The following is a 23629-nucleotide window of genomic DNA, read 5'->3' on the forward strand; positions in this document are numbered from 1 at the left end:
GTTGAATGATGATCGTTATAGCAGGCAGGAAATTTTTAAGCCGATTGGTTCACAAGGTCAGCAGCTTCTCTCTGAGGCACATGTACTCATTATTGGCGCGGGTGCACTAGGTTCGGGAAATGCGGAAATCCTTGCTCGCTCCGGAGTTGGAACCATTACAATTGTTGATCGGGATGTCGTGGAATGGAGCAATCTTCAGCGTCAATCTCTGTATTCAGAGGAGGATGTAAATGAGCAGCTTCCTAAAGCAATTGCAGCGGCGAATCGCTTGAAAGAGATCAATTCTGGTATTCGTGTGAATCCACTTGTACTAGATTGTACCGCTCTAGACCTTCAAAACATATTGGAGAACAACAAAGTTGATTTGATTATCGATGCTACAGATCATTTTTCCATCCGATATATCATCAATGATATATCCTTCCGCTATGGTATTCCTTGGATCTACGGAGCCTGCTCAGGAAGCTTTGGTGCGGTGTATAACATGATTCCTGGTCAGACACCTTGTCTTCATTGTTTACTAAAACGATTGCCTGTTAGTTCTGCTTCATGTGATCGTGAGGGGATTATTGCTCCAACTGTACAGATGGTAGTGTCTATGCAATCGGCTGAGGCGCTTAAGTTTCTGTCGGGAAATCAGAGTAGTATGTCTAATCGATACATCGTATTTGATCTTTGGTCGAATATGTTTCAATCCATTCAGGTTAACAACGAGCTTAGAAGCAGTGCATGTCCAACCTGTGGAAATCAGCCTACCTATCCTTATCTGAAACATGATGCACAGATAAAAACAGAGGTACTATGTGGACGGACTTCAGTTTGGCTTCGTTATCCAAGGCAGGCTCCGCTGCACTTGGAAGAAATCGCACGGCACGCAAGAGAGAAGGGTACAACGGTAAAAATGAATTCTTACCTTATTCAAATTGAGGAGCCCAATAACAGACTCGTGATTTTTCAAGATGGACGTGCATTGGTTCATGGCACTTCTGATCCAGTGACGGCTAAGAAACTATACCAGCACTATATATCGTGATTAATGTTAGAAAAGGTGAATAATATGAAACTATTATGTTTTGCTCATTTAAGTGAACAGCTTGGGACTTCTGCTATGGAGCTGGATTTTGATTCTATCACAGTGGCAGATTTTCGTTTGGAAATGAAGAAGCGTTACCCTCATTTAATTCTTGATGATGTCATGATCGCAGTAAATGAACAATTCGTAGATGAGTTATATGTGATTAAATCTAACGACACGGTTGCCATGCTTCCGCCAGTTAGCGGTGGATAAGGAGGAAGAGAGCCATGAATAATCCATTATTTGTTATTACTGATCAACCTATTCAACCTGAAGAAGTAACCGAGAAAGTGAAGCGCAGAGAAGCAGGGGCAATTACTCTATTTTTAGGAACAGTCAGGGAGTTCACTCACGGTAAAAAAACCTTGTTTCTTGAATATGAGTCTTATCCTTCAATGGCAGTAAAGCAATTGGAGCGTATTGGTGAGGAAGTTCGAGAACGCTGGTCTGATACCATGGTAGCCATTACGCATCGTGTGGGTCGTCTAGAAATCTCTGATATCGCGGTTGTCATTGCAGTCTCTTCTCCACACCGCAAATCGGCTTATGAAGCAAATGAATATGTGATTGAGCGTATTAAACAAATCGTACCGATCTGGAAGAAAGAATTCGGAGAAGACGGTTCGGCATGGATAGGTGATCAGCTAAATCAAGTCAGCTATCCGGAAGGTCGCCCCTTATTGGAAGGAAATGATGATCAATGACAATTCCTCGCCTAGTGGATTCGTTTGGTCGTCAGCATGAGTATCTAAGAATATCAGTGACTGATCGCTGTAATTTACGCTGTGTTTACTGTATGCCAGAGGAAGGAATGGAGTTTGAGCCAACAGACAAAGTTCTTACCTACGAGGAAATAGCGGATGTGGTAAGGGTCGCTGCAGGAATGGGAATAAGCAAGATACGTCTTACAGGTGGCGAACCACTCGTTCGGAAAGAGCTGGAGAAACTGGTGGGAATGATCTCTAGCATTCCTGGAATTGAAGACATTTCATTAACTACCAATGGCGTTTTCCTTGCATCTCGAGCAGCTCGTTTAAAGGAAGCCGGGTTGACACGAGTGAATATCAGTCTGGATTCTCTACGTCCTGATCGATTCAAAATGATTACACGCGGGGGCAATGTCAAGAAAGTGCTGGATAGCATTGATGCTTGTGTGAAGGCTGGATTAACCCCGATTAAACTAAATGTTGTACTGATGAAAGGGATTAATGATGATGAAATCATTGATTTTATCACCATGACACAAGATAATGATATTAATGTTCGTTTCATTGAATATATGCCAATTGGTCATAGTGATTCTAGGTGGAAGAATCTCTACCTGCCACTTACAGAGGTTAAAGAGATATGCGAGCGGCAGAATTGGGATTATGAGCCGAGTAGTAATGTAAAAGGAAGTGGGCCGTCTGAGAATTATCGTCTAAAAGGTGCTATAGGCAGCTTTGGATTGATTCATCCCGTTAGTGAACATTTCTGTAAATCCTGTAATCGTCTCCGGCTTACAGCAGATGGATTTATTAAACCATGTCTGGCATGGACAGAACAGTTTCAGGTGCGTGATGTGCTTGGTGATGATGATGCACTCCGTCAGATGTTTCTTGATGCGCTCGGTACCAAACCAGAAAATCATGAAATGTCTAAATTTCTGCTAGCCGGATCGAAGACAACATATACGCCTACAAATCGTAGGATGTCACAAATTGGCGGTTAGAAGGGGACGCGACGATGTTTCACAAGAAAAACATGCAATAATATTTGTACTTTTGTTCACAAGCTCAAGGGGCGCGAGTTGATCTATTATTTCAGCATTCGAGAAATATAGGAGTATTTTAGTTGCTTGTTTTAATACGCCGACTTTGGTCGGTTTTTTTGCTGCTTATCTAAGAGCGACAAATAAAGGGGGAGTTTTAGCAAATGAAAAACAATAAGAAAATCGTACTTCCTCATGAACATGGGGGCTGGGCTATGGTCAGTGTCCCATTTTTATTTGGGGTACTGGCGGGAACACCACGCTGGAGTCATATCCTATTATTTATAGCTTGGTTGTTTTTATATCTAGCATCTTATCCATTATTACAAGCATTAAAAAGAAAGAAACAGCGCACTCATTTATTGAAATTTGCTGCGATCTATGGGTTGATTGGGTTGACGGCCGTCATATATCCGCTGATCATCAAACCGCAATTGTTTTATTTCGCAATTCCGTTTCTCCTATTATTAAGCTTGAACATTTGGCATGTAAAACGTAAGTCCGAAAGGGCTATATTTAATGATTTTTGTGCCATTCTTATCTTTGCTTTAGGTGGGGCTGCGTCCTACATGTATGGTGACGGTGGATGGAATTTCGAAATGCTTACGATTGTTCTCTATAACTTGGTTTATTTCATGGGAACAGCGTTCTTTGTGAAAACCGTATTCCGCGAGAAGAACAATGCCGCTTGGAAGAAAGCAAGTTACATATATCATGTCCTTATTCTGATTGTACCTATTGTATTAGGTCAACCGTGGATGATCTTGCCTTTTCTATTCCCTCTGATTCGTACTTTCTTATTCTCCGGTAAAACGATGCGTCCGATGAAGGTAGGGATCATGGAGATTATCGGAGCGGTGCAGTTTATCATTATTTCGTGGATTGTTTATTAAGTAAAATAAGATCAAATTGAGTGTGATATGTAAGAAGAAGCAACCGTGGATGGTTGCTTTTTTGTTTGTGATATGCACGTAGTAGCGGAGCGGACGAAACGATTCCGGACAAGTGTAACGGTCGCCTTTGTCCCCGAATTTATACCTTAGTTCATATAATTCCGATAATTTGGGGACAACAGCGATGGAAGGAACGGTTCGTACGCGGAGCGTCTTACAACAAGTAAAAGGGCATCCAACAAGATCATAGTCTTTTTGGATACCCTCAGAAAACCTTATATTCAACTAGAAATTCATATAAATAAACGAAGAGGTCTCGCCTGAGAAGAACAGTATTCCTAGCACAACAGCCATTATGGCTAGCGCCCCTCCAACGGTAACTAAACTCAGATACATCACGCGAGCGATGCGCTTACCAATGGAATAAACCTCTGGGCGATCTTGTTCTTTACTTTGTGTTTGTAATTCCAAGAGCACTCAACCTTTCATACAAGATTTCACCGAAAATAATGCTTCCATCATCAATTAAGTGTGAAGCGTCATGATAATACTCATGAGGAATCAAATTCGTGTCGTCTGTATTAAACTCGATGAATGAATAATTGCGAGACTCTATTAACTCCTGATAGGCACCCATAACGGTGTAATATTCATTCCAATCAAGCATATTATTTTCATTGATCATCTGCTTGTCTAATGGGGCTGTGTAGAACACGGCTTTTTTCTTATGTTCATCGAGAAGGTCCAGCGTTTTCTCGATCATGAACAATCCAAAGCTATTGTCCTTATCAAACGGCTGCTCCCAAGTATATAAGGAAGTATAATGCTCAATGATTTCTTCTTGCTGTTCGGGTTTCAACTTATCAAAAGGACGATATGGAGGGATATAGGTTGATACAATCCCTTGTTTTGCATCTCGCACTTTTTTAATCTCACGGCGGATTTTCTCGGTTGTCGTACGAGTCTTGAAGAATCGATAGTTAATGACATCACGATCATGATATAAGGTCCAATGGTTCAATATACCGGTAGTTACAGCATTATGCACTGAACTAGGGACCGATTCCTTGTCCTTCTGGGTGAAATCATTTAACCATTGGCGAGGGATATTCTGATCCAGTTTACTCATAAGTGTTGGATACACCGAAACCTCAGGATTATTATCTGTAATCGGTATAATACCGTAGTTCAATTCATACAGCACATAATCTACTTTATCAATGACAGATGATAGAATTGAGTAAGTCTCAGGAAGACGTGCCCCGGATAATCCCAGATTGAGTACACGCTGATCATTAAGATGTACCTGCAAAATGCCAGCAGGTGTGTTCCACGCATCTTTTACAGTGGTTCCATAAACGGTAGAAGCACCGAACATACCTACAACAGGTTCATCGAAATTTTGTTCTTGCAAGTATTCAATCCATAAAGGAGTTAGAACAATGGAGTCATATTGAGGGACGCGGAGTTCTTTCTCCGCATGTATCACAACATCTTCTCTCATCTTTTCTACAACTGTATCTGCCCATCGGGTGACAAAGGCCAATCCAATTCCGGCCAAGATGACCATGAATATGATTAGTCTTTTTATTGGAAGCTTTCTAGCCATTATCTAAAATACCTCACTCTCTGAGCCTTATCTCAGACCAAACAGTCTTAACATTAAATCATAACCATCACTTACGGGCAGAACAAAGAATACCCGGCTCATGGTTACTCCGAAAAAAGTAACTCCGATGGCCAATAGCGTTGTACCTGGCTTGAGCCATTTCGGTACGGGTTTCAACTTAGGCTTTAGTTCCTTCAGATAGAAGCGGTGAACACAAAGCATAACGCCATGGAATAATCCCCACACGACAAAATTCCAAGCAGCACCATGCCATAAGCCTGAAACGGCCATTGTACACATCAAGTTGAAATAAATCCGCAGAGGGGGAACACGGCTGCCCCCAAGTGGGAAATAAATATAACGGGTGAGCCAAGAGCCAAGTGAAATATGCCATCTGTTCCAGAACTCAGCTATACTGCGAGCCAAATAAGGGAATCGGAAGTTCTCAGGTATGACAATACCGAACAAACGCGCTGTACCAATCGCGATGTCTGAGTAACCAGAGAAATCAAAATAAATGACAAAAGTATAGGCCAAAAGTGAAATCCACAGGGTCTGCATATCTGAACCTGCGATTCCTGCCTGAGAATAAATCGGTTGAGCCAACAAATCGATGGAGCCAGCAAGTACAAGCTTCTTAAAGAGTCCAATTCCAATTCTGGTAACCCCAGTGATCACGTGATCAAGACGAAAGCGAGCAGTCAGTTGAGGATAAAAGTTTTGAAATTGTTTAATAGGACCTGCAACCATCGTTGGAAAGAAGAAGAGAAACGAAAAAAAACTTACTGACTTGTGCTCAGGAAGGTTTCCGCGTTTTCGTTCAACTAAATAATGAATGAGCTCAAATGTAAAATAAGATATACCAAGTGGTAATACGATATCTTTAGCCTTTGGGAAGAATGGCTTATCGATGAAGGACAATAAATCATTGACCGTCATGATTAGCATATTACTATACTTGAAATACCCTAAAACGAGAATGACACCCATAATAGCTGTTGCAAAAATCCATCGGCTTGTTCTTTTGATCGCCGTCTGAATAAGTACGAACGCTATAACAGCTTCCAGAAGCAGCAAAAGAACTAAAGAGCCAGCATAGTAATAGTAGAACGTGACTCCAGCTGCAACTAGTACTAAGGGTCTCATGCGGATTGGACTTACATGGTAGATCACAACTGCCACGAACACAAATAGCCAATAAAACCAGTCTGTATACATCATAATATTACTTCCACCATCCGAACCTAGTACTCTATAATATCTTTCAGAAGATTAATAATACCACGAAATTCGATACTTTTCGATAAATTTGGGAACAACAGTAATTGTAATAATGATCCATTCGCTTAAAGCATATGTATTGAGCCATAAAAAAACCGCTGGATCGTTTCCAGCGGTCCCTGACTATTCTTTAATTCGTTTGCCTAGTAGAATCAATAACCAGATGATTCCGGCTCCTAGAATCGCATGCCCGAGACCTGCGATATGTGGCAAGAAACTAATGTCTTCGCCATTCAGTTGCAGCATACCACGTGTCGTCATCGCGCCAATGGTAATCAGTAATCCTAGGTTATAGACGATGTACCATGCACCGAAGGATTTCGCTTCATGAACTTGGAACACCTTGGATAGAATCAGAGCAATTATAAAGAACATAAATCCAAGGACAAGAATGTGGGTGTGAAGCGCTACTAATACTGTGTCACCCGTAAAATCACTATGCTTCGTAATTTCCCGATAAAAAACACCTGCGATCAACCCAAGTACCGCATAAAAAAACGAAGTGTAGTAAAGTTTCTTCATTGACTTATCTCTCCTTTATAAATGTATCGTATCATTAATCGATAGAATATCATGTGAATAAGAACACAGTATGAACTAAAGGTTACAAAAGTGAAATGATTCACGATATTGGCTGTTAATAATTCCTGTATTAGCATTAATACTTGGCATTTTTATTTTTAGATATCATCTCAGAGAATACAAAGATTCTAAAGATAGGTAATAGCTTAGTTATTTCATAAACACAAGGACGGTTTATCTGTGTTATCTATATATTATTGATAGGATGCACGAAGCAGCGGAGGGGACAAAGCGTTTCCGGACAAGCGGATGCGGTCGCCTTTGTGCTCTAGTTTCCACAAATAAATTCGTTCAGGAAACAAGAGCACAAGAGCGATGGGAGGAATGATTTGTACCCGTAGCGTCTCATAAGTTAAAGGCGCTCTCCCTCAAGATCTTTTTTTGGGGAATACAACGAATTAATTCACTAGTTCTCTTACTTCTTTAAGGGAGTATTTGCCGATTTCCTTCGTTGCTTGCTTCTGTTGCTCCGGAGTAAGATCTGCATAAGGAATACTGTCCGGATTTACTGTGCTGTAATCAACAACATTCCCGTGCTCGTCCAGATAATACTGAGCCATATCCTTTGTAACTTTCTTTTGCTGGATCGGTGATAGTCCTCCAAAGTGATAATCATATTCGGAGCCATCTGAAAAATGGGAGCCACCTTTTTCTTCAATTGTATATTGTTCGCCTCCGAAGATATCAACAGCGGGCGAGACTTTTGCAGCCCATACAGCGGTGGATGTCCCAACTGCACCCATGACAAGCAGGGCTGAGATCGTCATAAATACCGTGCGTTTCTTAAGCTTCTTTACATTCATCATCATCGTTAATCTCCTCTTTAATTGTTGTCCATTTCCAGACAAGGAAGCAGCGAATTTGACTGGCAATTCCCTTGTACCGATCATGACATTCAGGATTGTCTCCCCGTATCTTTTCCGCTCAGCATACGACATACTTTTTACGACCTCTTCATCACAAGATAATTCGCTCCAGATATGAATGTCTTTACGTAATAGATGAACCAAAGGATTGAACCAGTGCAGACAACTTATGCCTAACACAAGCATTTTCACCCACAAATCTTTACGTTTCAGGTGAATTAATTCATGGTGAATGACCATGCCAAGTTCTAAATCTAGTTCACTGCTAGCGGGCAGCAGAATGGTTGGCTTCAGGAGTCCGACAAGAACAGGGCTTTTGACACTAGAGCAATAGGCAAGGTTTACATGCGCCTTTATCCCATGCACCTGCAGTAAGTGAGAGAGTAGTTTATAATCTTCGTTGTTTCGCGAAGCGGGAGAGCTGGTTTCTTTCACGCTCTTTATAAATCTCTTGTAGCAATACATCTGCCAACTCGCGAAGAGCAAAGTGCCGATCAACCATAGGCTTAATAAGATCCATGCAGCTTCGGCAGAAATCGTCAGGTCCGGAGAGGCACCTGACAGTAGTTCAGGAGCTGGTTCCTGCACTGGATACAATATTCCAGTCATCAATAATCCATCCATAGAAGTCTTCGGAGCAAAGAGTTCAATAAGTTCCTTCGCGGTAAAGGCTACCGGAAGAATAAAGAACCAAACAGCCATCTTTCCCATGATGTAACGCCATTTCGGAGGAATAATATGAGATGGGAGGAGGCGTACGAGCAGTATACAGCTCACAATGGTGCTACCTGCAACCGTAAGCGTAACCAGTAGCTGGAGAATATGACTCATATGTACGCATACCTACCTTTCGGAGAACCAATGTTTTAATTCTGCGATGTCTTTGTCGGAAAGCTTGTCACCGTCATATAGCGCGGAGATCATATTCTTAACTGAGCCCTGGTATAATCCATTCAATACATTTTGCGTTTCTGCCAGCTTGTAATCTGCCTGTGAAAGGTTTGGGACATAGGAATTAATCCGACCTTGCCGAGTAGCAGATAAAGCCCCTTTATCAACTAGCCTCGACAAAAAAGTAGAGATCGTCTGCGATTTCCACTCCTTTCCTCTTTGAGCAAAAATCTTCAATAATTCGGTTGAATTTACCGGATGCTCACATTCCCAAATCACCTCCATCAGTTCCATTTCAGTATCAGATAGCTTCTGTACTTCTTTCATGGCCAGCACCTCTAACATATGGTATTCGGTGTATGCATATAATTACTACATCGTGTAGTAATTGGAATATACTACGCATTGTAGTGAATGTCAAACTATATCTTACATATTTGAACTTGTTTCCACCTTTCGAGCAATTATTATGTAAATATTATAACATTATGATGTTTGGTTGTTTTTCATGACGAACCTAGGCTTTGTTTTCATGTTCATTCAGGGAATTGGAACTATATACAAAATATTTACAATTTTTATAATAAAGAAATAACATCCAATTTAAAGGAAAAAAGGAGAATGCTTGTGTCCAAATGGAACTATCCCTTATCCAGCAAAATGATTCAACGCTCTATTAGTTTTTCGCTTAGTGCCGTTTTACTAGCATTGCCAATGACGGTTTCTGCAGCAGAAGTAACGATTGAGAAGAACGTATCAAACAGCGGGATAAGTCATACTATTGTCATCAACGAACATAGTTATGAGGGAAGTCCATTAGACGTCGGTGAACATCACTTTCTAACACTCAAAGAAATTGAACGAGAGTGGGATGGAATAGACCCGGATTACAAGCCAGATCAAGCTGTCGACGCGGTGAAAGCACTTCTGCCACAGAAGGAATACGAGGAATTATTCCCTAACCGATTAGGCTCACCTGAATGGTTTAAAGTAGCGAAAGGGAAGGAATATTTCAAAGACAATCAGACGGATTACTTTTCTTATGACAATCTGATCGCAGCAGTAACAGAAGTTTCTAACATTAAGTTGAAGATTAGTACCCGTAAAGGTGCAAATGGTGTACAGGAAATTCATCGACTTGATAAGGATGCCAGAATTGAAACCTTAATCGTGCGTTCTTCGGATTTCAACTCAGCTGCCAATAAGAAAAAGGAAATTGAAACCGTTATCATCGATTTCGGTACATTTTTGAAAGAGGGATTCAAAAAGGATCGTAAACGCGAGCTTGCAGCATTCCTTGCGAATCTAGCACATGAAACAGGCGGGGGATGGTCCACTGCACCGGGCGGCGAACTGAAGTGGGGATTGTTCTGGAATGAAAATATTGCGGGCAGAACAGGCGTGAATAAAGATGCTTTCGTAGATCCGGCAAGCAGTGAGCTTTATCCAGGTGTGAAGGACAAGCGTTATTATGGACGCGGCCCAATTATGCTGAGCTGGAACTTTAATTACGGTTTGTTTAGCTCCATTATCTATGGGGACAAAAACATGCTTCTAAGCAATCCGGAAATTGTGGCGGCAGATGGAAAAGTTGGCTTTATGACGGCTATTCTATTCTGGATGACACCACAGGCACCGAAACCTTCTGCCCATGATGTTATCATTAACAAATGGAAGCCATCCTTGGATGATGTAGTTAAAGGTTTGGGACAACCGGGGTTTGGTATCACCATCATGGTGCTCAATGGTTTGGAAGCAAATTTGGGAGAGACGGAAGGAAGCTCCGTTAAGCGACGTGCCGGTCATTATCGTGACATTACAAGCCAAATGGGGATTGATGTTACAGGTGAGAAAATCGACACATTGGGTATGAAGCCATTCTGATCGGCTGAATTCATTATTAGAGGTCTGTTCCTGCGCAAGATTCACTGCGAGGGAAGGGGCCTCTTTTTACGTCTATTATAATCAGGGCTACTCTATTAAAATAAAAAGTATATACGTTAATATATCCATAGTTAGTTTCACTCTTTATAATAGTTAGTAGCTTAGAATGCTGAAAGGAGGAGCATCTATTTACACTTCTATTACGATACAAGAACAAGTAAGCAAGTTACCGTCAACGCCGGGAGTGTACTTAATGAAGGACTCCCTTGGCGGCATTCTGTATGTCGGTAAATCGAAAAGTTTAAAGAAAAGGGTACAATCCTATTTTACAAATTCCAAATCACATGCACCTAAGATTAAGAAACTTGTTAACCATGTGAGAACGATTGAGCATGTGACAACAGATACCGAATTTGAAGCTCTGATGCTCGAGTGTAGTTTAATCCAGCAAATGAAGCCAATGTATAACAGAAGAATGAAGAACCCACTGGCGTATTCCTATTTGGTAATTCGACTAGTGAATGGTTTACGCCGTATAGAAATAACGAGCAATCCAAGCGTAGATGAAGGAAGCCTTTGTTATGGACCTTTTGCAGCAAGCAGAAATGCGATGGAGAGAGCTGTTCAAGGAATACAGGAATGTTTTAAAATTGCGTGCAACCAAACAACCTTGACGAACACTCCTTGCTTAAATTATTCAATCGGGTTATGTCTTGGCATGTGTCTCGGTGGAGAAGCTGCTAACAAATACAATCAAGTGATGGATCGCTTCATTGCGCTGCTCGATGGTGCAGATATGAGTTTATATGTAGAAATAGAGCAGCAAATGATGCTTGCTGCGGAACAATTTGATTTTGAAAAAGCCGCGAAGTACAGAGATTACATGGAGTCCGCTCACTTCATTTTGAAGAAGGAGGAAGTTCTTGATTTCACAGCGGAGAGCCGTAATATTGTCATGGCTGAATATATAGATTACGAGACCCTTAAGATTTTTCTGATTAAGCGGAACACCGTCCTTGCGTCCTGTAAGTATAATCTGGAACAGATCGGAATCGAACAGGTGCGAAGCGAGGTTGAATCCTTGATAAGAAGTAACTTTGCTGATCACAAGAACGTTATGAATACTCAGATAGAACGGGAAGAGATTGACCAAGCACAAATCATTTATAGTTATCTTCAAAACAGCGACAGTAGTCAGCATGTCATTATTCCTGACGAATGGCTTCATTCGGAGAATACGTCAGATCTAGAGCAGGCGCTTCAACAATTTCTGAGTTAGCGGAGAGGACGAAGCGATTCCGGAAAAGCGAGAAAAGAAAGGCGGAAGAACATGAAAGAATCTATGTTTGAACAAGAAGATGAGCTAGTGAAGCAGGCTGAGATCAAGCTTGCTAACAAGGGGAAGGGAGCCGTTCTCATGCTACAGGGAACTGCTTCAGACGTCGGGAAAAGTATTGTAACGACCGCTTTATGTCGTATTTTTGTACAGGATGGGCTTCGTCCTGCACCGTATAAATCGCAGAATATGGCGCTTAATTCTTATGTAACAATGGAAGGCAAGGAGATCGGAAGAGCTCAGGGAGTTCAGGCTGAGGCTTGTGGTATTGTCGCAACAACAGATATGAATCCGATATTGATCAAACCGGTCAAAGATATGCATTCTCAGATCGTCATTCATGGCGTGCCTGAAATGCAAATGAGTGCTATGGATTACAGAAATCAGTTTTTGCCGAAGGCGAAGGAGATTGTTCTAGATGCTCTGAATCGACTACGTCAGGAGTATGATGTCGTTGTGATGGAGGGAGCGGGAAGCCCGGCAGAGATTAATCTCAAAGATCGGGACATCGTGAACATGAATCTGGCAGGCTGGGCCGATGCTCCGGTAATCTTGATTGCTGATATTGATCGTGGCGGCGTGTTTGCTTCACTTGTAGGTACGCTGGAATTGCTTGAGCCTCATGAGGTGAAGCGGATAAAAGGATTCATTATCAACAAATTTCGAGGAGACGTCGAGTTACTGAAGCCGGGCCTGGACTGGCTTGAAGAGCGGACAGGCATTCCGGTCCTCGGTGTTCTTCCATATATTCAGGATATGCGCATAGAGGCAGAGGATTCGGTCGTTCTCGATGAATTACAGTATCGAAGACAGGTAGAACGAGAGATAGATATTGTAGTTATACGTTATCCAAGAATTTCGAATTTCACTGACTTTGATGCATTGAGCTGGGAATCAGATGTAGTTGTTCGTTATGTCAATTCAGTTCAAGAGCTAGGATCACCGGATGTAATCATTTTACCAGGAACGAAAGATACGATCAGCGATCTACAGTTTTTGAGAGATCGCGGACTGGATCAGGCTATCTTGGATCATGTGAACAATAGAGGTGTCCAGCTTGTAGGCGTGTGCGGAGGCTATCAGATGCTTGGGGAATGGCTTAATGATCCTCATGCAGTGGAAGGGAATGTTATGGAAGCGAAAGGACTCGGCTTGTTGCCGATAACGACCACTTTTCTTCAGAAAAAAAGGACGGTTAGAGTAAGAGGTCAGTTATCTTCTAAGCATCCGCTGCTTATGAATCAATCGGAAGCGACCATGCCGCTAATTGAGGCATATGAGATTCATATGGGTGTAACGGAGCGAACAGATGCAGGTGAAGAGCTTGAATACCGCCCTATTTTTCACTTGGAAGAAGATCGGTCAAGAAGTGATAGGAATGTTTCGAGTTTAGCACACGAAGAAGGACTAGCTAACGGAGATGGATCTGTATGGGGGACATATCTGCATGGATTGTTTGACAATGATCAGTTACGGAGGATGTGGCTGGATGGAATTCGCCTGAAGAAAGGACTGAACCCTTTAGCTCATACGTTCAAAGCTCAAGATCGTAAGTATGAAGAATTTGATCGAGTAGCTGATATTGTCCGGAACCATCTCGATATGAAGAGAGTCTATGAAATAATCAATGGAAATCAATCTTTTTTCGGTTCAGAGTAGACCTGAATGGTCTTTCCTGTAATGGTTGCTAATCTCACATCACTTATTTTTTTATGGGTGTGTGATATTTCTGTACTTAGCCATGTTAGATCTTTACCGAGTTCTAGAAGTAGTGACATATCGACCTTACCATCTATAATAATAGGTTTAGATATCGATAATGGTTGAGTTTGAATGTTCAAATCTGCTGGTGTAACCGGCTGGTACTGTGTGTCCATGAATATAGAAATCGTGCCACCCGGTTCCCATATGGCAAGTGATACTTGTTTGAGATCACCTGCTTTTTCTTTCCGAAGCTCGGATAATAGATAATCGATAGAAATTCTCGCTTTGGACAGGTTATGAAAATGAATTTGCCCCTTGTCAATGAGTGTAATGGGTAGTGGATCCATATATCGCTTTAAGAATGTCCACTTAAGGCTCAACCATGTAGTAGAAACATATAGCACGATAAGGACAAGAGTCGTAATTATGGAACCTTTCATTCCTAATTTTTCGTCAGAAAGCGGATGTGCTATGATGTTTCCGAGAGTCAGAGCAATAATAAAATCGAGAAATCTTAATTGTGAAATAGAACGCTGCCCCATGAATTTAGTTGAAAGAACGAGAAATATAAAGCTGACAATGCCTCGCAAGATCCATTCGATGGTTGTCAGCGATTCCTTACTTTCAAAAAAATCCAAGGGGCTCATCCTTTCAGCTGTATAGATTAGTTAAAATAGACTAGTTATAAATGATTTTAAATCTACAATTCGCAGATACTGAGGTTTTTTATTTGTTCCTGTTATGATCAAAGGTACTAAAGATTCTTCTTGGTGAAGAGATCCATGTCCACCGCCTCCAGCGTGGGTTGTAGAGCTTCTGTCTGCTAGTTCATACCCCGGTTTTGCGGTAACAACCAAAAATTCACCCGCGTGGGAATGTAATGCACCGTATAAGCGCTGCAATGCATCTGGATACTGCCCATATGTTAAGGACTTATTTAGCGTATTGATTTTTAAATCCAGCACATTTGAGTTTTGTTTTACAGTCCAGTTTTGCTTATACGGATCTACGAGCTTACCACCTGCTTTATATAAGACCTCCTTGGCAGGATCGCCTTTCACTGCATGAATCCATCCCTTTTCTTTCCATGAAACGAAATCAATCCGTGGATCGGTGACTAATAAATGAGCCATGTCTCTTAAAGATTTATCTGTATTAAGCTTATATACATAAGCCATCGTTTCATTTACAGCGAAAGCAACTTCGGTATCATCCGTGACGGTTTCGCCGGTGCGTAAAATTTCATAATCCTTGAAAAAACTCGGCAAATCGATTTTTGAATTTTCTGGTTCAGATAGAATCTGGGTCATTCCACTATCCCCTGAGATGATAAACACTGCTTTCTTTAAGGCTTCCTCCGGCGAACCAAACGATTGTAATAGAGAGTGAAGCTGATTGTCGACTTCTTTGACTCCTTTCAATTCAGATGGGCCATGTTTATGAAGCTTCTGGTCCAAGTCTGGCAAATACACATATAAAAAGTCGGGTAATTTGTTTTCTGTTATTAAATAATTTGCTGTTTCTAGCGAGAATTGATTATTTATGCCTATTCTACGCGTTACCCCGTCAGGCAATTTTTTAGTACCTTTGAGTGGATTGGTCAAAGAACCAAGGGCCATATAATCGGGTCCTTTTACTTGAATTTCTTTTGGCAAAGAGGTTGGGACTTCAATCCAAGGGGGGATGGACAACGTGTGTTCCTTCGTCCCTCGATATATTAATCCGTTAATGGATCCAGCTTTTAGTCCTTTTCGAGACAAGTCTTCAAAAATTGTAGGTTGGTGCTGATTCAAATGCTTCCCGTTAAGATTGACTAATGCGTCAAACAAAAACGGATCGACTCCTTGCTGAATCGCTTCCTTTGGACCGACTGAATAATTAATCACCTTTTTATCGTCTGCCGAATACCATACGAGCCCTGGTACACGATGATGATCCGGATACACACCAGTGATTAGAGAACTATCAATGGTTACAGACATCGTTGGAAAAGAGCTAACCAAGTCCTTGTGATATTGACCGTTATCGATAAGAAATTTGAATGTGGGTAGTTCCTTTTGCTGAATTCCTCGATCGATTGCTTGTGCCATTAAAGAATCAACCATTACATAGATGACCTTCTTCGTTTGTTCCCCTTTACTCGATTTCACGTGTACAAGATCTTGTTCTTTATGTTTTGCCTCCTGTCTTTGACAGCCAAAGCAAGTGAACATGGCCAGGATCAAGATTATGGTGAGAATCGTCTTTTTCCACATGGGGAAATTCACCTGCCTCTACATGAAAAGTCAAAATTTATAAGGTATAGCGTATGTTAATTGTTAATTTTTATACTTATCGATAATAAAGGCTATTAGCCAACTACTTATTCATGTGATACTATTTTCACTAAAATGATAGATTAGAAATTTCGTAGTATTCTACAAAGCTAATGAGAGGGCGGAAATTGTGTCGATTCGGATTAAGTTATTGCTGTCTTACACGGGAATGCTTGTCGTCAGCTTAATGATATTCGGGCTAACTGCAAGCTTATTTACCATCGCTTCAACGGGGGATATACATAGTCTGAAAGATTTCTATAAAGTGCACTATCAGTTAAATCCATTATCGGAGCAAGAAGAATCGATATTTTTAGAATTGAAATACCTTGCCAAGAATGACCCGGATGAATTACAGAACCATGAACTATTAAGCGAATACGATTTTAAGCTGAAGACCGAAAGATCAGGGCTGTATGTAAGGCGTGAGAGTTCCACAATATTTGAATCCTATTCACTCAATCAACCCGAATTAAGTGAAGCATTGCCCTCCTATGATCTTAATAATTATCAAATTAGAAGCACATTTAATATCCATGAAAGATTTTATGGGTATGCCAAATTTGATTTTAAGTATTCAGATGGAGATAAAGGCAGCGTATTCGTTATTAAAGAACGGAGTCCATTTGCGGAAGTTACCCGCAGACTGTTACCGATTCTTTCGCTTATATTAATTGGTGTACTGATCATTGCGAATGTATTGTTGTATCGTTCTATTACGAGAAGTGTGGTAAAACCACTTAACTTATTAAGAGACTCTGCCAAACGAATTCAAGAAGGTGATCTTCAATTTGAACTGAATTTGCAGTCCAAGAATGAAATTGGACAGTTAAATCAAGCGTTTGAGACGATGCGGAAACGATTACAGGAAACCGTTGATATACGTCAGCAATACGAGGAGAATCGTAAAGAATTAATCTCCAACATATCACATGATTTGCGTACGCCAATAACGAGTATTAAAGGCTTTATTGAAGGTATACGTGATGGTGTCGCCAATACACCTGAGAAGATGGACAAGTATGTCGATATTATCTACAACAAGACGGTGGAGATGGACAAATTGGTAGATGAATTGTTTCTATATTCCAAACTGGATTTGAAACAAGTTCATTTTACATTCGAAACCGTTGATATTGTAAGCTTCCTTGATGATTGTTTCGAAGAGATGAATTACGACATGGAGAAGAAGGGTGTTACTTTCAAGTGGAACCAGCGTGTATCAAAACGAATTGAAGTCGTTGCCGATCTGGACAAGTTAAAGAGAGTGGTACTAAACGTCATCGGAAATGCCCTCAAGTATATGGATAAACCTGATCCAGTAATCTGTATATCACTACATGTAGATTCAGAATGGGTGACTGTTGAAATAAAGGATAACGGTATGGGGGTTGATCCTAAAGCCCTTCCTCATATTTTCGAACGGTTCTATCGAGAAGAGCCTTCCCGAAACTTATCGACAGGAGGCAGCGGATTAGGACTAGCGATTGCTCGTCAAATCATTGAAGGGCATGGGGGGACCATTTGGATGGAGAGCGAGCAAGGTGTGGGTTCAAGCCTATTCTTTACTTTGCAAAGATCAATAGAGAAAGAAGGACAGAATTCACATGACACGAATTTTGATCATTGAAGATGAGCTTACGATCGCACAGTTGGAACGGGATTATTTTGAGATTAATGGATTTGATGTGGATCTATGTCATTCTGGTACTGAGGGGCTAAAGCTTGCGCTTGAGGGGGATTACAATCTCATCATTATAGATTTGCAGTTGCCAATGCTTGATGGGTTCGAATTATGCCGCCGCATTCGAGAGGCGAAGGAAGTACCGATCTTTATCGTCTCAGCGAAAAAAGAAGAAATCGATAAACTTAGAGCATTCAATCTCGGAGCGGATGATTACATTACAAAACCATTCAGTCCAAGTGAATTAGTGGCCCGGGCGAAAGCACACTTGACTAGATACGAGCGTATACTTCGTAAGCTAGAGCCTGTGGAGAAGAATGAGATTCAAATTCGCGGCGTTCATATTGATAAAGATTCACGAAGGGTGTATGTGCGGAATAAAGAGGTGTTGTTTACAGCTCGTGAATTCGATCTGCTTGTGTTCTTAGCGAGTAATCCCAATCGGGTGTTTAGTAAAGATGAACTGTTTGAACGGATCTGGGGGATGGATTCTAATGGAGATATTGCAACGGTCACCGTTCATATTCGCAAACTGCGAGAGAAGTTAGAAGCAGATCCATCGAATCCTCAATATATTGAAACCGTGTGGGGAGCGGGATACCGATTTACGGTGTAAGCGAAATATTGTCACTGATTTTCGATAATTTTAAGATCCCGTTAATCTTTTGTTAATATCTTTTTCTTGGGAGTTTATTTCTATCCTTTATCATTCTGTTATAGCTAGAAACTATATAACGAAATGATCTAAGGAGGAAATAATATGAAATTAGCATCTAAAAAACTCGGAGCCTTGATGGTGGTAGCTACACTTGGTATGTCTTCTTTACCTTTCGCAGTTCTACATGTAAATGCAGATGCTGTAACAAGCAAGAATAGAATTTCCGCTTCATCGACTAATTTAACAGATTTAGAGATTCAACAAGCTATTGAAGTACTTGCAGGGCTTGGTGTGTTACATGGTTATAAAGATCAGTCCATGCGTGCTAACACACAAATTAATCGTGCAGAACTTGCAAAGATGGTTGTGTTGACTTTTAAGCTTCAAGGTAAAACAGAGAGTTCTACTCCGTTCTCTGATGTAAAACCGAATGCTTGGTATCACAAATATGCGTCGGTGCTTGTTGACCTTGGTATCATGGAAGTGAAGGATGGTAAATTCAATCCGAATGCAGCAGTAACGGATGAAGAACTTGTACAAGTCGTATCCAAGGCATTAAAGCGTGATCTTTTATCGGTCAAATACTGGGCTAATAATTTCTATTCCGCTAGTGGTTCCGCATCTCGTGGAGAAGTAGCTAGCTTATTGAAAACTGCTCGCCAAGCAATCCCATCAGAGAAAGCAAAAATTACAGATGTAAAATCAATCAACAATATGACGCTGATCGTTACATTTGATGCTCCATTAACAGCTGAGAACGAAGCATTCGCTAAAGCGAAGGAAGATTTCGTGTTTAATGATGAGCTAACACTTACGAACATGCCGCGTCTAAAAACAGGCTCGATAGCTACATATATCGTCCCGACATCGGTACAACAACTTGGCATCAACTATACCTTGAAATACAAAGGGAAAAATGCAGGAACATTTGCAGCAAATGAAACTAAAGTGGAAATGACAACGACAAGTCAAGTAACAAGCGATACTTTCGAGATTGAATCGCTCAAAGCGAATGGCGTCACTGACTATGGATATGTCATATCTGCGTATAGCGGTGGTCGGGGTGCTAATGCGTTTGTACTGGATGAGAATGAGAGTGCAAATGGCATGACATATCAAATTATCTCTTCAATGCAAGGAAGATACGTAACGATAACACCAGAAGGTGAAGAGGCGATAATTGCTAACTATGTACCGTTCACACAATCGACTGATGGTAAGGCTGAGCCGAAATTCCGACTTCCTGAGGGGCAAACGTTGAAGCCTGGTGTGAAATATACCGTTACTTCGGATTGGGCTATTATTGATAATCCAACATTTGTAGCTACGGACATTGCTTCTTTGCAAATTACCGGTGCTGAAGCGGTAAGTGAAACATCTCTCGAGGTAACATTGGCACAAGACCCTGGTGATGAGTTGTTTTCTGGTCGCAGTATTGAATTGACAGCTCCCAACGGGGATAAATTGGTTGCTTCTTATAAATACTCCAGTCGCAAGAATGCGGTAGGTGTGTTCGATATCCAAAATAATGGTAAGATGGATGCAGAAACTACATATACAGTAGAACCCGTTGGTTCTTGGGCAACAGCTTCTGAAGTAACATTCACAAGCCGATAAGCTCGAAATATGAAATCTATACGAAAGGGTGTTGATTTGCGATGCGCTTTCTCGTATTGACACTAATCCTCTTACTTACAGGATGTCAGACAGATGATGTCAAGCCGATAAACCAAGAAGAGCAGCAATCAACGCAGACGGTGAACAAATCTATGGACAAGTTAAACCAAGAGCTGTTATCTGTTACCGAACAAGGAAATAAAGATAAGATTAACAACTTATTAGCTGATGGTGCAGATATTAATACTAGAGACAGTAGTGGTAGGACGCCTGCAATGATCGCCGTACACACCAAGCAACTGGATACATTCAAATTGTTGATTGAACAAGGTGCGGATATTAATATTCGAGATAATCGCACAGATAATCCACTTTTGTATGCTGGAGCAGAGGGAATGCTAGATTTTGTGAAAGTGGCTGTTGCTGCTGGAGCAGACACTACCGTAACTAACCGTTTTGGTGGAACTGCTCTGATTCCTGCGGCAGACCGAGGGCATGTGGAGATTGTGAGAGAACTTCTTACAACATCTGATGTTAATATTGATCATGTCAATAATCTGGGTTGGACAGCTTTACTTGAAGCTGTGATCTTGGGTGATGGCGGCAAGAAGCATCAAGCTATTGTGCAACTGTTAATCGATCATGGTGCTGATGTTAATCTTGCGGATTCTGATGGAGTTACGCCTTTACAACATGCGAAGAGTAGGGGTTATCAAGAAATGATAGAAATGCTAGTGAAGAAGGAAGCGAAGTAGGCTCAATTGTCGACAGAAGGGAATGCTATCATGTTGAATACTTCATATTGGTTAACGAACGTCAGATTGGAACATGGCTATATTATGGAGGAAGATCGGGTCGCAGAGACGCTAACGAAGATCTGTCATATTCGGGTTGAGGATGGGAAAATCGCAGAAGTTAGCGAGTCATATCCTGAGCAGTACAATAGTTTACCGAAATATGACTGTAAAGAGCTTTTAATGTTACCTTCTTTTGAGGAGTCACATATTCATTTGGACAAAACGTATTTTGGTGGTTCTTGGAAAGCGGTGAAGCCCATTTCCAGCATCTTTGATCGGATTGAAGAAGAGAAGATATTACTTCCTAAACTTTTGCCTACGGCCAAAGAGCAAGCTGAAAGTATTTTGACACATATCCAAGGTTTGGGGACTACTCATGTTCGAGCTCAATGTAATATTGAGCCTGTGAGCGGATTGCGTCGCTTAGAAGCGACGATACAAGCTTTGAACACATTCTCCGGAAAATTATCTTATGAAATCGTAGCTTTTCCACAGCATGGATTACTTCATTCCGACTCGGTTCAGCTCGTGAAACAGTCTCTGGCAGAAGGTGCAACTCATGTAGGTGGGCTGGATCCCCATTCGGTAGACGGTGATTTTGAGAAATCCATTAATACCATGGTTGAACTGGCGGTTCTCAGTAACGCACCTATTGATATTCACTTGCACGAAGGTGGAGAATCAGGCAAACAATCACTGACGAAGCTGCTCGATCTGGCAGAAGAGGCGGGCTTACAGGATAAAGTGACAGTGAGTCACGCATTCTGGTTTGCGAATGCTGATTCGCAAGAGGCTGAAGAGATGGCGAAACGTATGGCTTCGCTTGGCATGTCTATAACGTCTACCGTTCCAATTGGACGTACAACGATGCCGCTTCCCATGCTCCATAAACAAGGGGTGAAGGTAAAACTTGCAACAGACAGTCTTACGGATCACTGGTCACCTTTTGGAAATGGAGATCTCTTGGAGAAAGCGGGGAGATTCGCAGAATTATACGGCTACAATAATGAAAAGTCTTTAGCGCAAAGCCTTGGATTTATTACAGGTGGAATCACGCCACTGAACGAAGATGGTGAACAGATCTGGCCAAGGGTAGGGGATGCAGCAAGCTTTGTGCTCGTTCATGCTAGCTGCTCCGCGGAAGCGGTAGCACGAAGAGCGAAGCGCCAGATGGTATGTTTTGAGGGACATCTTGTTAGTGGTTCTGTGTAGGATGCATATGATGATTGGATAGCGGGTAAGTCTGGAGTATATCGTTAAGTTTGGATAAGTTAACAGCCTATTCTCAATAGAGGATAGGCTGTTTTTATTGTACCTCCGTCTTGAGGCGGGGACAGAAACCGTACCTTAGTCGGTTTGTTATTCAAGATGGATTAAGTATGATACATGTAAAGTGATTAATATATTGATCTGATAATCATAGTCTGATGCAAGCAACGATTATGGAGTCCTGTAAATATAATAAAAGGTGGTTTTGATATGACAACCCAAAGAGAGAAAATATTGATCCTGTCCGGCTCGCTTGGGGATGGCCATATGCAGGCGGCGAAAGCTATACTGGAGGCGTCGGCAATTTATAAACCGAATGTAACTGTGAAAGTAGTAGATATAATGGAGTGGATTCACCCTCGTATGCATGTGTTTGAACGATATTGCTTTATGAAATGGGTGAAGCATTTTCCTTCATTGTATGGGTATTTATATCAGAAGACTCGCGTGGAGAACCCGCTTACATATCTGTTAAAACAATTTCGCTCATCCAGTTTACAACGATTATGTAAATTGATTCAGGAAGTGAACCCAACCGTGCTTGTGAGTACCTTTCCACCGGCTTCTGCGGCGATTTCGATGCTCAAGGAGAAAGGGATGACAGAACTATGTTCTGTGACTGTGATTACAGATCACTCCGACCATAGTTACTGGATTCATCCACATACCGACCTTTATCTGGTTGGTTCTGAAGAAGTACATAAGGCATTGTTAAATAAAGGGGTTCCAGATCTGAAAATTTCTGTAACGGGCATACCCGTACGCCCGTTTAGTACTCAGGCATGCAGTAAACAGCGCTTGCGTGAGAAATTTGGAATTGATCCAACATCGTTTGTTGCGCTAGTGATGGGGGGAGGATGGGGAATGATTGATCATACCTTTATTGATCAAGTGCAATCGAATCTCCTTCGTCCAGATGTGCAGTTCATTATTATCTGTGGACGGAACGTGAAGCTGATGCATCGTGTGCATGAAGCATTGCACGACAAGGCGAACGTACAGATTAAAGGATTTGTGGAGGAAATCCATGAATGGATGGCTGTATCGGATATATTGATCACCAAGCCGGGAGGTCTTACAACCTCAGAGGCGCTGGCGCAGCAGCTGCCTATGCTTCTTTTTGAGCCTCAACTGGGGCAAGAGCGGGACAATGCAAAATATTTGATTCGTAAAGGCGTAGCTATGCCTTGCGAGGTCGAAATGTTGCAATCTCAGCTAAATGAAATGGTTGAGTATCCAGAGTTGTTGCAGGATATGAGAAAGAAGGCTGGGGAGTGCAGACAGCAGGATTCAGCCTCTCAAGCGGTGACGAAAATATTAAATGTAATAAGTGATACTGTAGTAGAGAAAGATACTGTTTCTATTCCACAATATGCGTGACTCATGCGGAGGGAAGAAGAGACAGAGTTGAGAATAGG

22 protein-coding genes are annotated in these 23629 nt (G+C 41.5%); 14 read left to right on the forward strand and 8 right to left on the reverse strand.

Annotated elements, in window-relative coordinates; all coding sequences use genetic code 11:
• The first annotated feature begins 1 nt into the window (after position 1).
• From ACFQV5_RS13735 to ACFQV5_RS13755, 5 genes are all read left to right on the forward strand, one after another.
• On the forward strand, positions 2-1033 hold the full coding sequence (locus ACFQV5_RS13735; protein WP_379247703.1) for a ThiF family adenylyltransferase: 1032 nt from the start codon (positions 2-4) through the stop codon (positions 1031-1033).
• Positions 1034-1057: 24 nt separating this feature from the next.
• The gene (locus tag ACFQV5_RS13740) at positions 1058-1288 is read left to right on the forward strand and encodes a MoaD/ThiS family protein (protein ID WP_379247705.1); all 231 of its coding nucleotides are present in this window, start codon (positions 1058-1060) and stop codon (positions 1286-1288) included.
• A gap of 14 nt (positions 1289-1302) precedes the next feature.
• Positions 1303-1779, forward strand: a complete 477-nt coding sequence (locus ACFQV5_RS13745; RefSeq protein ID WP_379247707.1) for a molybdenum cofactor biosynthesis protein MoaE — start codon at positions 1303-1305, stop codon at positions 1777-1779.
• Positions 1776-2786, forward strand: a complete 1011-nt coding sequence (gene moaA / locus ACFQV5_RS13750; protein WP_379247709.1) for a GTP 3',8-cyclase MoaA — start codon at positions 1776-1778, stop codon at positions 2784-2786. Before ACFQV5_RS13745 ends, moaA begins: the two co-directional genes overlap by 4 nt.
• A gap of 203 nt (positions 2787-2989) precedes the next feature.
• Entirely contained in the window at positions 2990-3718 is a 729-nt protein-coding gene (locus ACFQV5_RS13755; protein WP_379247711.1) for a YwiC-like family protein, read from the forward strand.
• 285 nt (positions 3719-4003) lie between these two features.
• Here the strand turns inward: ACFQV5_RS13755 and ACFQV5_RS13760 are convergent, their stop codons facing one another.
• The 6 genes from ACFQV5_RS13760 to ACFQV5_RS13785 all read right to left on the reverse strand — a co-directional run bounded on the left by ACFQV5_RS13760 (position 4004) and on the right by ACFQV5_RS13785 (position 9274).
• The gene (locus ACFQV5_RS13760; protein WP_379247713.1) at positions 4004-4189 is read right to left on the reverse strand and encodes a hypothetical protein; all 186 of its coding nucleotides are present in this window, start codon (positions 4187-4189) and stop codon (positions 4004-4006) included.
• On the reverse strand, positions 4167-5327 hold the full coding sequence (locus ACFQV5_RS13765) for a hypothetical protein (protein ID WP_379247715.1): 1161 nt from the start codon (positions 5325-5327) through the stop codon (positions 4167-4169). Before ACFQV5_RS13765 ends, ACFQV5_RS13760 begins: the two co-directional genes overlap by 23 nt.
• Before the next feature lie 27 nt (positions 5328-5354).
• Positions 5355-6548 carry an MBOAT family O-acyltransferase gene (locus ACFQV5_RS13770; RefSeq protein WP_379247717.1) on the reverse strand — a complete coding sequence of 398 codons (1194 nt, stop codon included), beginning with the start codon at positions 6546-6548 and terminating at the stop codon, positions 5355-5357.
• 183 nt (positions 6549-6731) lie between these two features.
• Entirely contained in the window at positions 6732-7130 is a 399-nt protein-coding gene (locus ACFQV5_RS13775) for a DUF2871 domain-containing protein (protein WP_379247719.1), read from the reverse strand.
• A gap of 458 nt (positions 7131-7588) precedes the next feature.
• Positions 7589-8887, reverse strand: coding sequence for a M56 family metallopeptidase (locus ACFQV5_RS13780; RefSeq protein WP_379247721.1), 1299 nt, complete (start codon positions 8885-8887; stop codon positions 7589-7591).
• Positions 8888-8899: 12 nt separating this feature from the next.
• The gene (locus ACFQV5_RS13785) at positions 8900-9274 is read right to left on the reverse strand and encodes a BlaI/MecI/CopY family transcriptional regulator (protein WP_379247723.1); all 375 of its coding nucleotides are present in this window, start codon (positions 9272-9274) and stop codon (positions 8900-8902) included.
• Positions 9275-9574: 300 nt separating this feature from the next.
• Here ACFQV5_RS13785 and ACFQV5_RS13790 point away from each other — a divergent pair, with 300 nt between their 5' ends.
• The 3 genes from ACFQV5_RS13790 (at position 9575) to ACFQV5_RS13800 (ending at position 13826) form a co-directional block, all read left to right on the forward strand.
• Positions 9575-10831 carry a chitinase gene (locus ACFQV5_RS13790; RefSeq protein WP_379247725.1) on the forward strand — a complete coding sequence of 419 codons (1257 nt, stop codon included), beginning with the start codon at positions 9575-9577 and terminating at the stop codon, positions 10829-10831.
• A gap of 166 nt (positions 10832-10997) precedes the next feature.
• Positions 10998-12110 (forward strand): GIY-YIG nuclease family protein, encoded by a 1113-nt coding sequence (locus ACFQV5_RS13795; protein WP_379247727.1) that lies wholly within the window; start codon positions 10998-11000, stop codon positions 12108-12110.
• A gap of 138 nt (positions 12111-12248) precedes the next feature.
• Positions 12249-13826, forward strand: coding sequence for a cobyric acid synthase (locus tag ACFQV5_RS13800; RefSeq protein ID WP_379248267.1), 1578 nt, complete (start codon positions 12249-12251; stop codon positions 13824-13826).
• On the opposite strand, the gene ACFQV5_RS13805 is transcribed toward ACFQV5_RS13800, so the two are convergent.
• Together ACFQV5_RS13805 and ACFQV5_RS13810 are read right to left on the reverse strand one after the other, a co-directional pair.
• Complete coding sequence (locus ACFQV5_RS13805) at positions 13802-14509, reverse strand: DUF421 domain-containing protein (protein ID WP_379247729.1); 708 nt, start codon at positions 14507-14509, stop codon at positions 13802-13804. The two genes, ACFQV5_RS13800 and ACFQV5_RS13805, sit on opposite strands and share 25 nt — an antisense overlap.
• Positions 14510-14539: 30 nt before the next feature.
• Positions 14540-16126 (reverse strand): alkaline phosphatase family protein, encoded by a 1587-nt coding sequence (locus tag ACFQV5_RS13810; protein ID WP_379247731.1) that lies wholly within the window; start codon positions 16124-16126, stop codon positions 14540-14542.
• Positions 16127-16316: 190 nt separating this feature from the next.
• Here ACFQV5_RS13810 and ACFQV5_RS13815 point away from each other — a divergent pair, with 190 nt between their 5' ends.
• The 6 genes from ACFQV5_RS13815 to ACFQV5_RS13840 all read left to right on the forward strand — a co-directional run bounded on the left by ACFQV5_RS13815 (position 16317) and on the right by ACFQV5_RS13840 (position 23591).
• Positions 16317-17816 (forward strand): HAMP domain-containing sensor histidine kinase, encoded by a 1500-nt coding sequence (locus ACFQV5_RS13815; protein ID WP_379247733.1) that lies wholly within the window; start codon positions 16317-16319, stop codon positions 17814-17816.
• Positions 17794-18486 (forward strand): response regulator transcription factor, encoded by a 693-nt coding sequence (locus tag ACFQV5_RS13820; RefSeq protein WP_379247735.1) that lies wholly within the window; start codon positions 17794-17796, stop codon positions 18484-18486. The genes ACFQV5_RS13815 and ACFQV5_RS13820 overlap by 23 nt, the downstream gene beginning before the upstream one ends.
• A gap of 144 nt (positions 18487-18630) precedes the next feature.
• Positions 18631-20145, forward strand: coding sequence for an S-layer homology domain-containing protein (locus tag ACFQV5_RS13825; protein ID WP_379247737.1), 1515 nt, complete (start codon positions 18631-18633; stop codon positions 20143-20145).
• A 41-nt stretch (positions 20146-20186) separates the two neighbouring features.
• Complete coding sequence (locus ACFQV5_RS13830; protein ID WP_379247739.1) at positions 20187-20900, forward strand: ankyrin repeat domain-containing protein; 714 nt, start codon at positions 20187-20189, stop codon at positions 20898-20900.
• Positions 20901-20930: 30 nt separating this feature from the next.
• On the forward strand, positions 20931-22154 hold the full coding sequence (locus ACFQV5_RS13835) for an amidohydrolase (protein ID WP_379247741.1): 1224 nt from the start codon (positions 20931-20933) through the stop codon (positions 22152-22154).
• Positions 22155-22421: 267 nt separating this feature from the next.
• Positions 22422-23591 carry an MGDG synthase family glycosyltransferase gene (locus tag ACFQV5_RS13840; RefSeq protein ID WP_379247743.1) on the forward strand — a complete coding sequence of 390 codons (1170 nt, stop codon included), beginning with the start codon at positions 22422-22424 and terminating at the stop codon, positions 23589-23591.
• The last annotated feature ends 38 nt before the right edge of the window (positions 23592-23629 follow it).

Origin of the sequence: Paenibacillus sp. GCM10028914 (assembly GCF_042666275.1) — a bacterium.
GTDB lineage: Bacteria > Bacillota > Bacilli > Paenibacillales > Paenibacillaceae > Paenibacillus_AQ.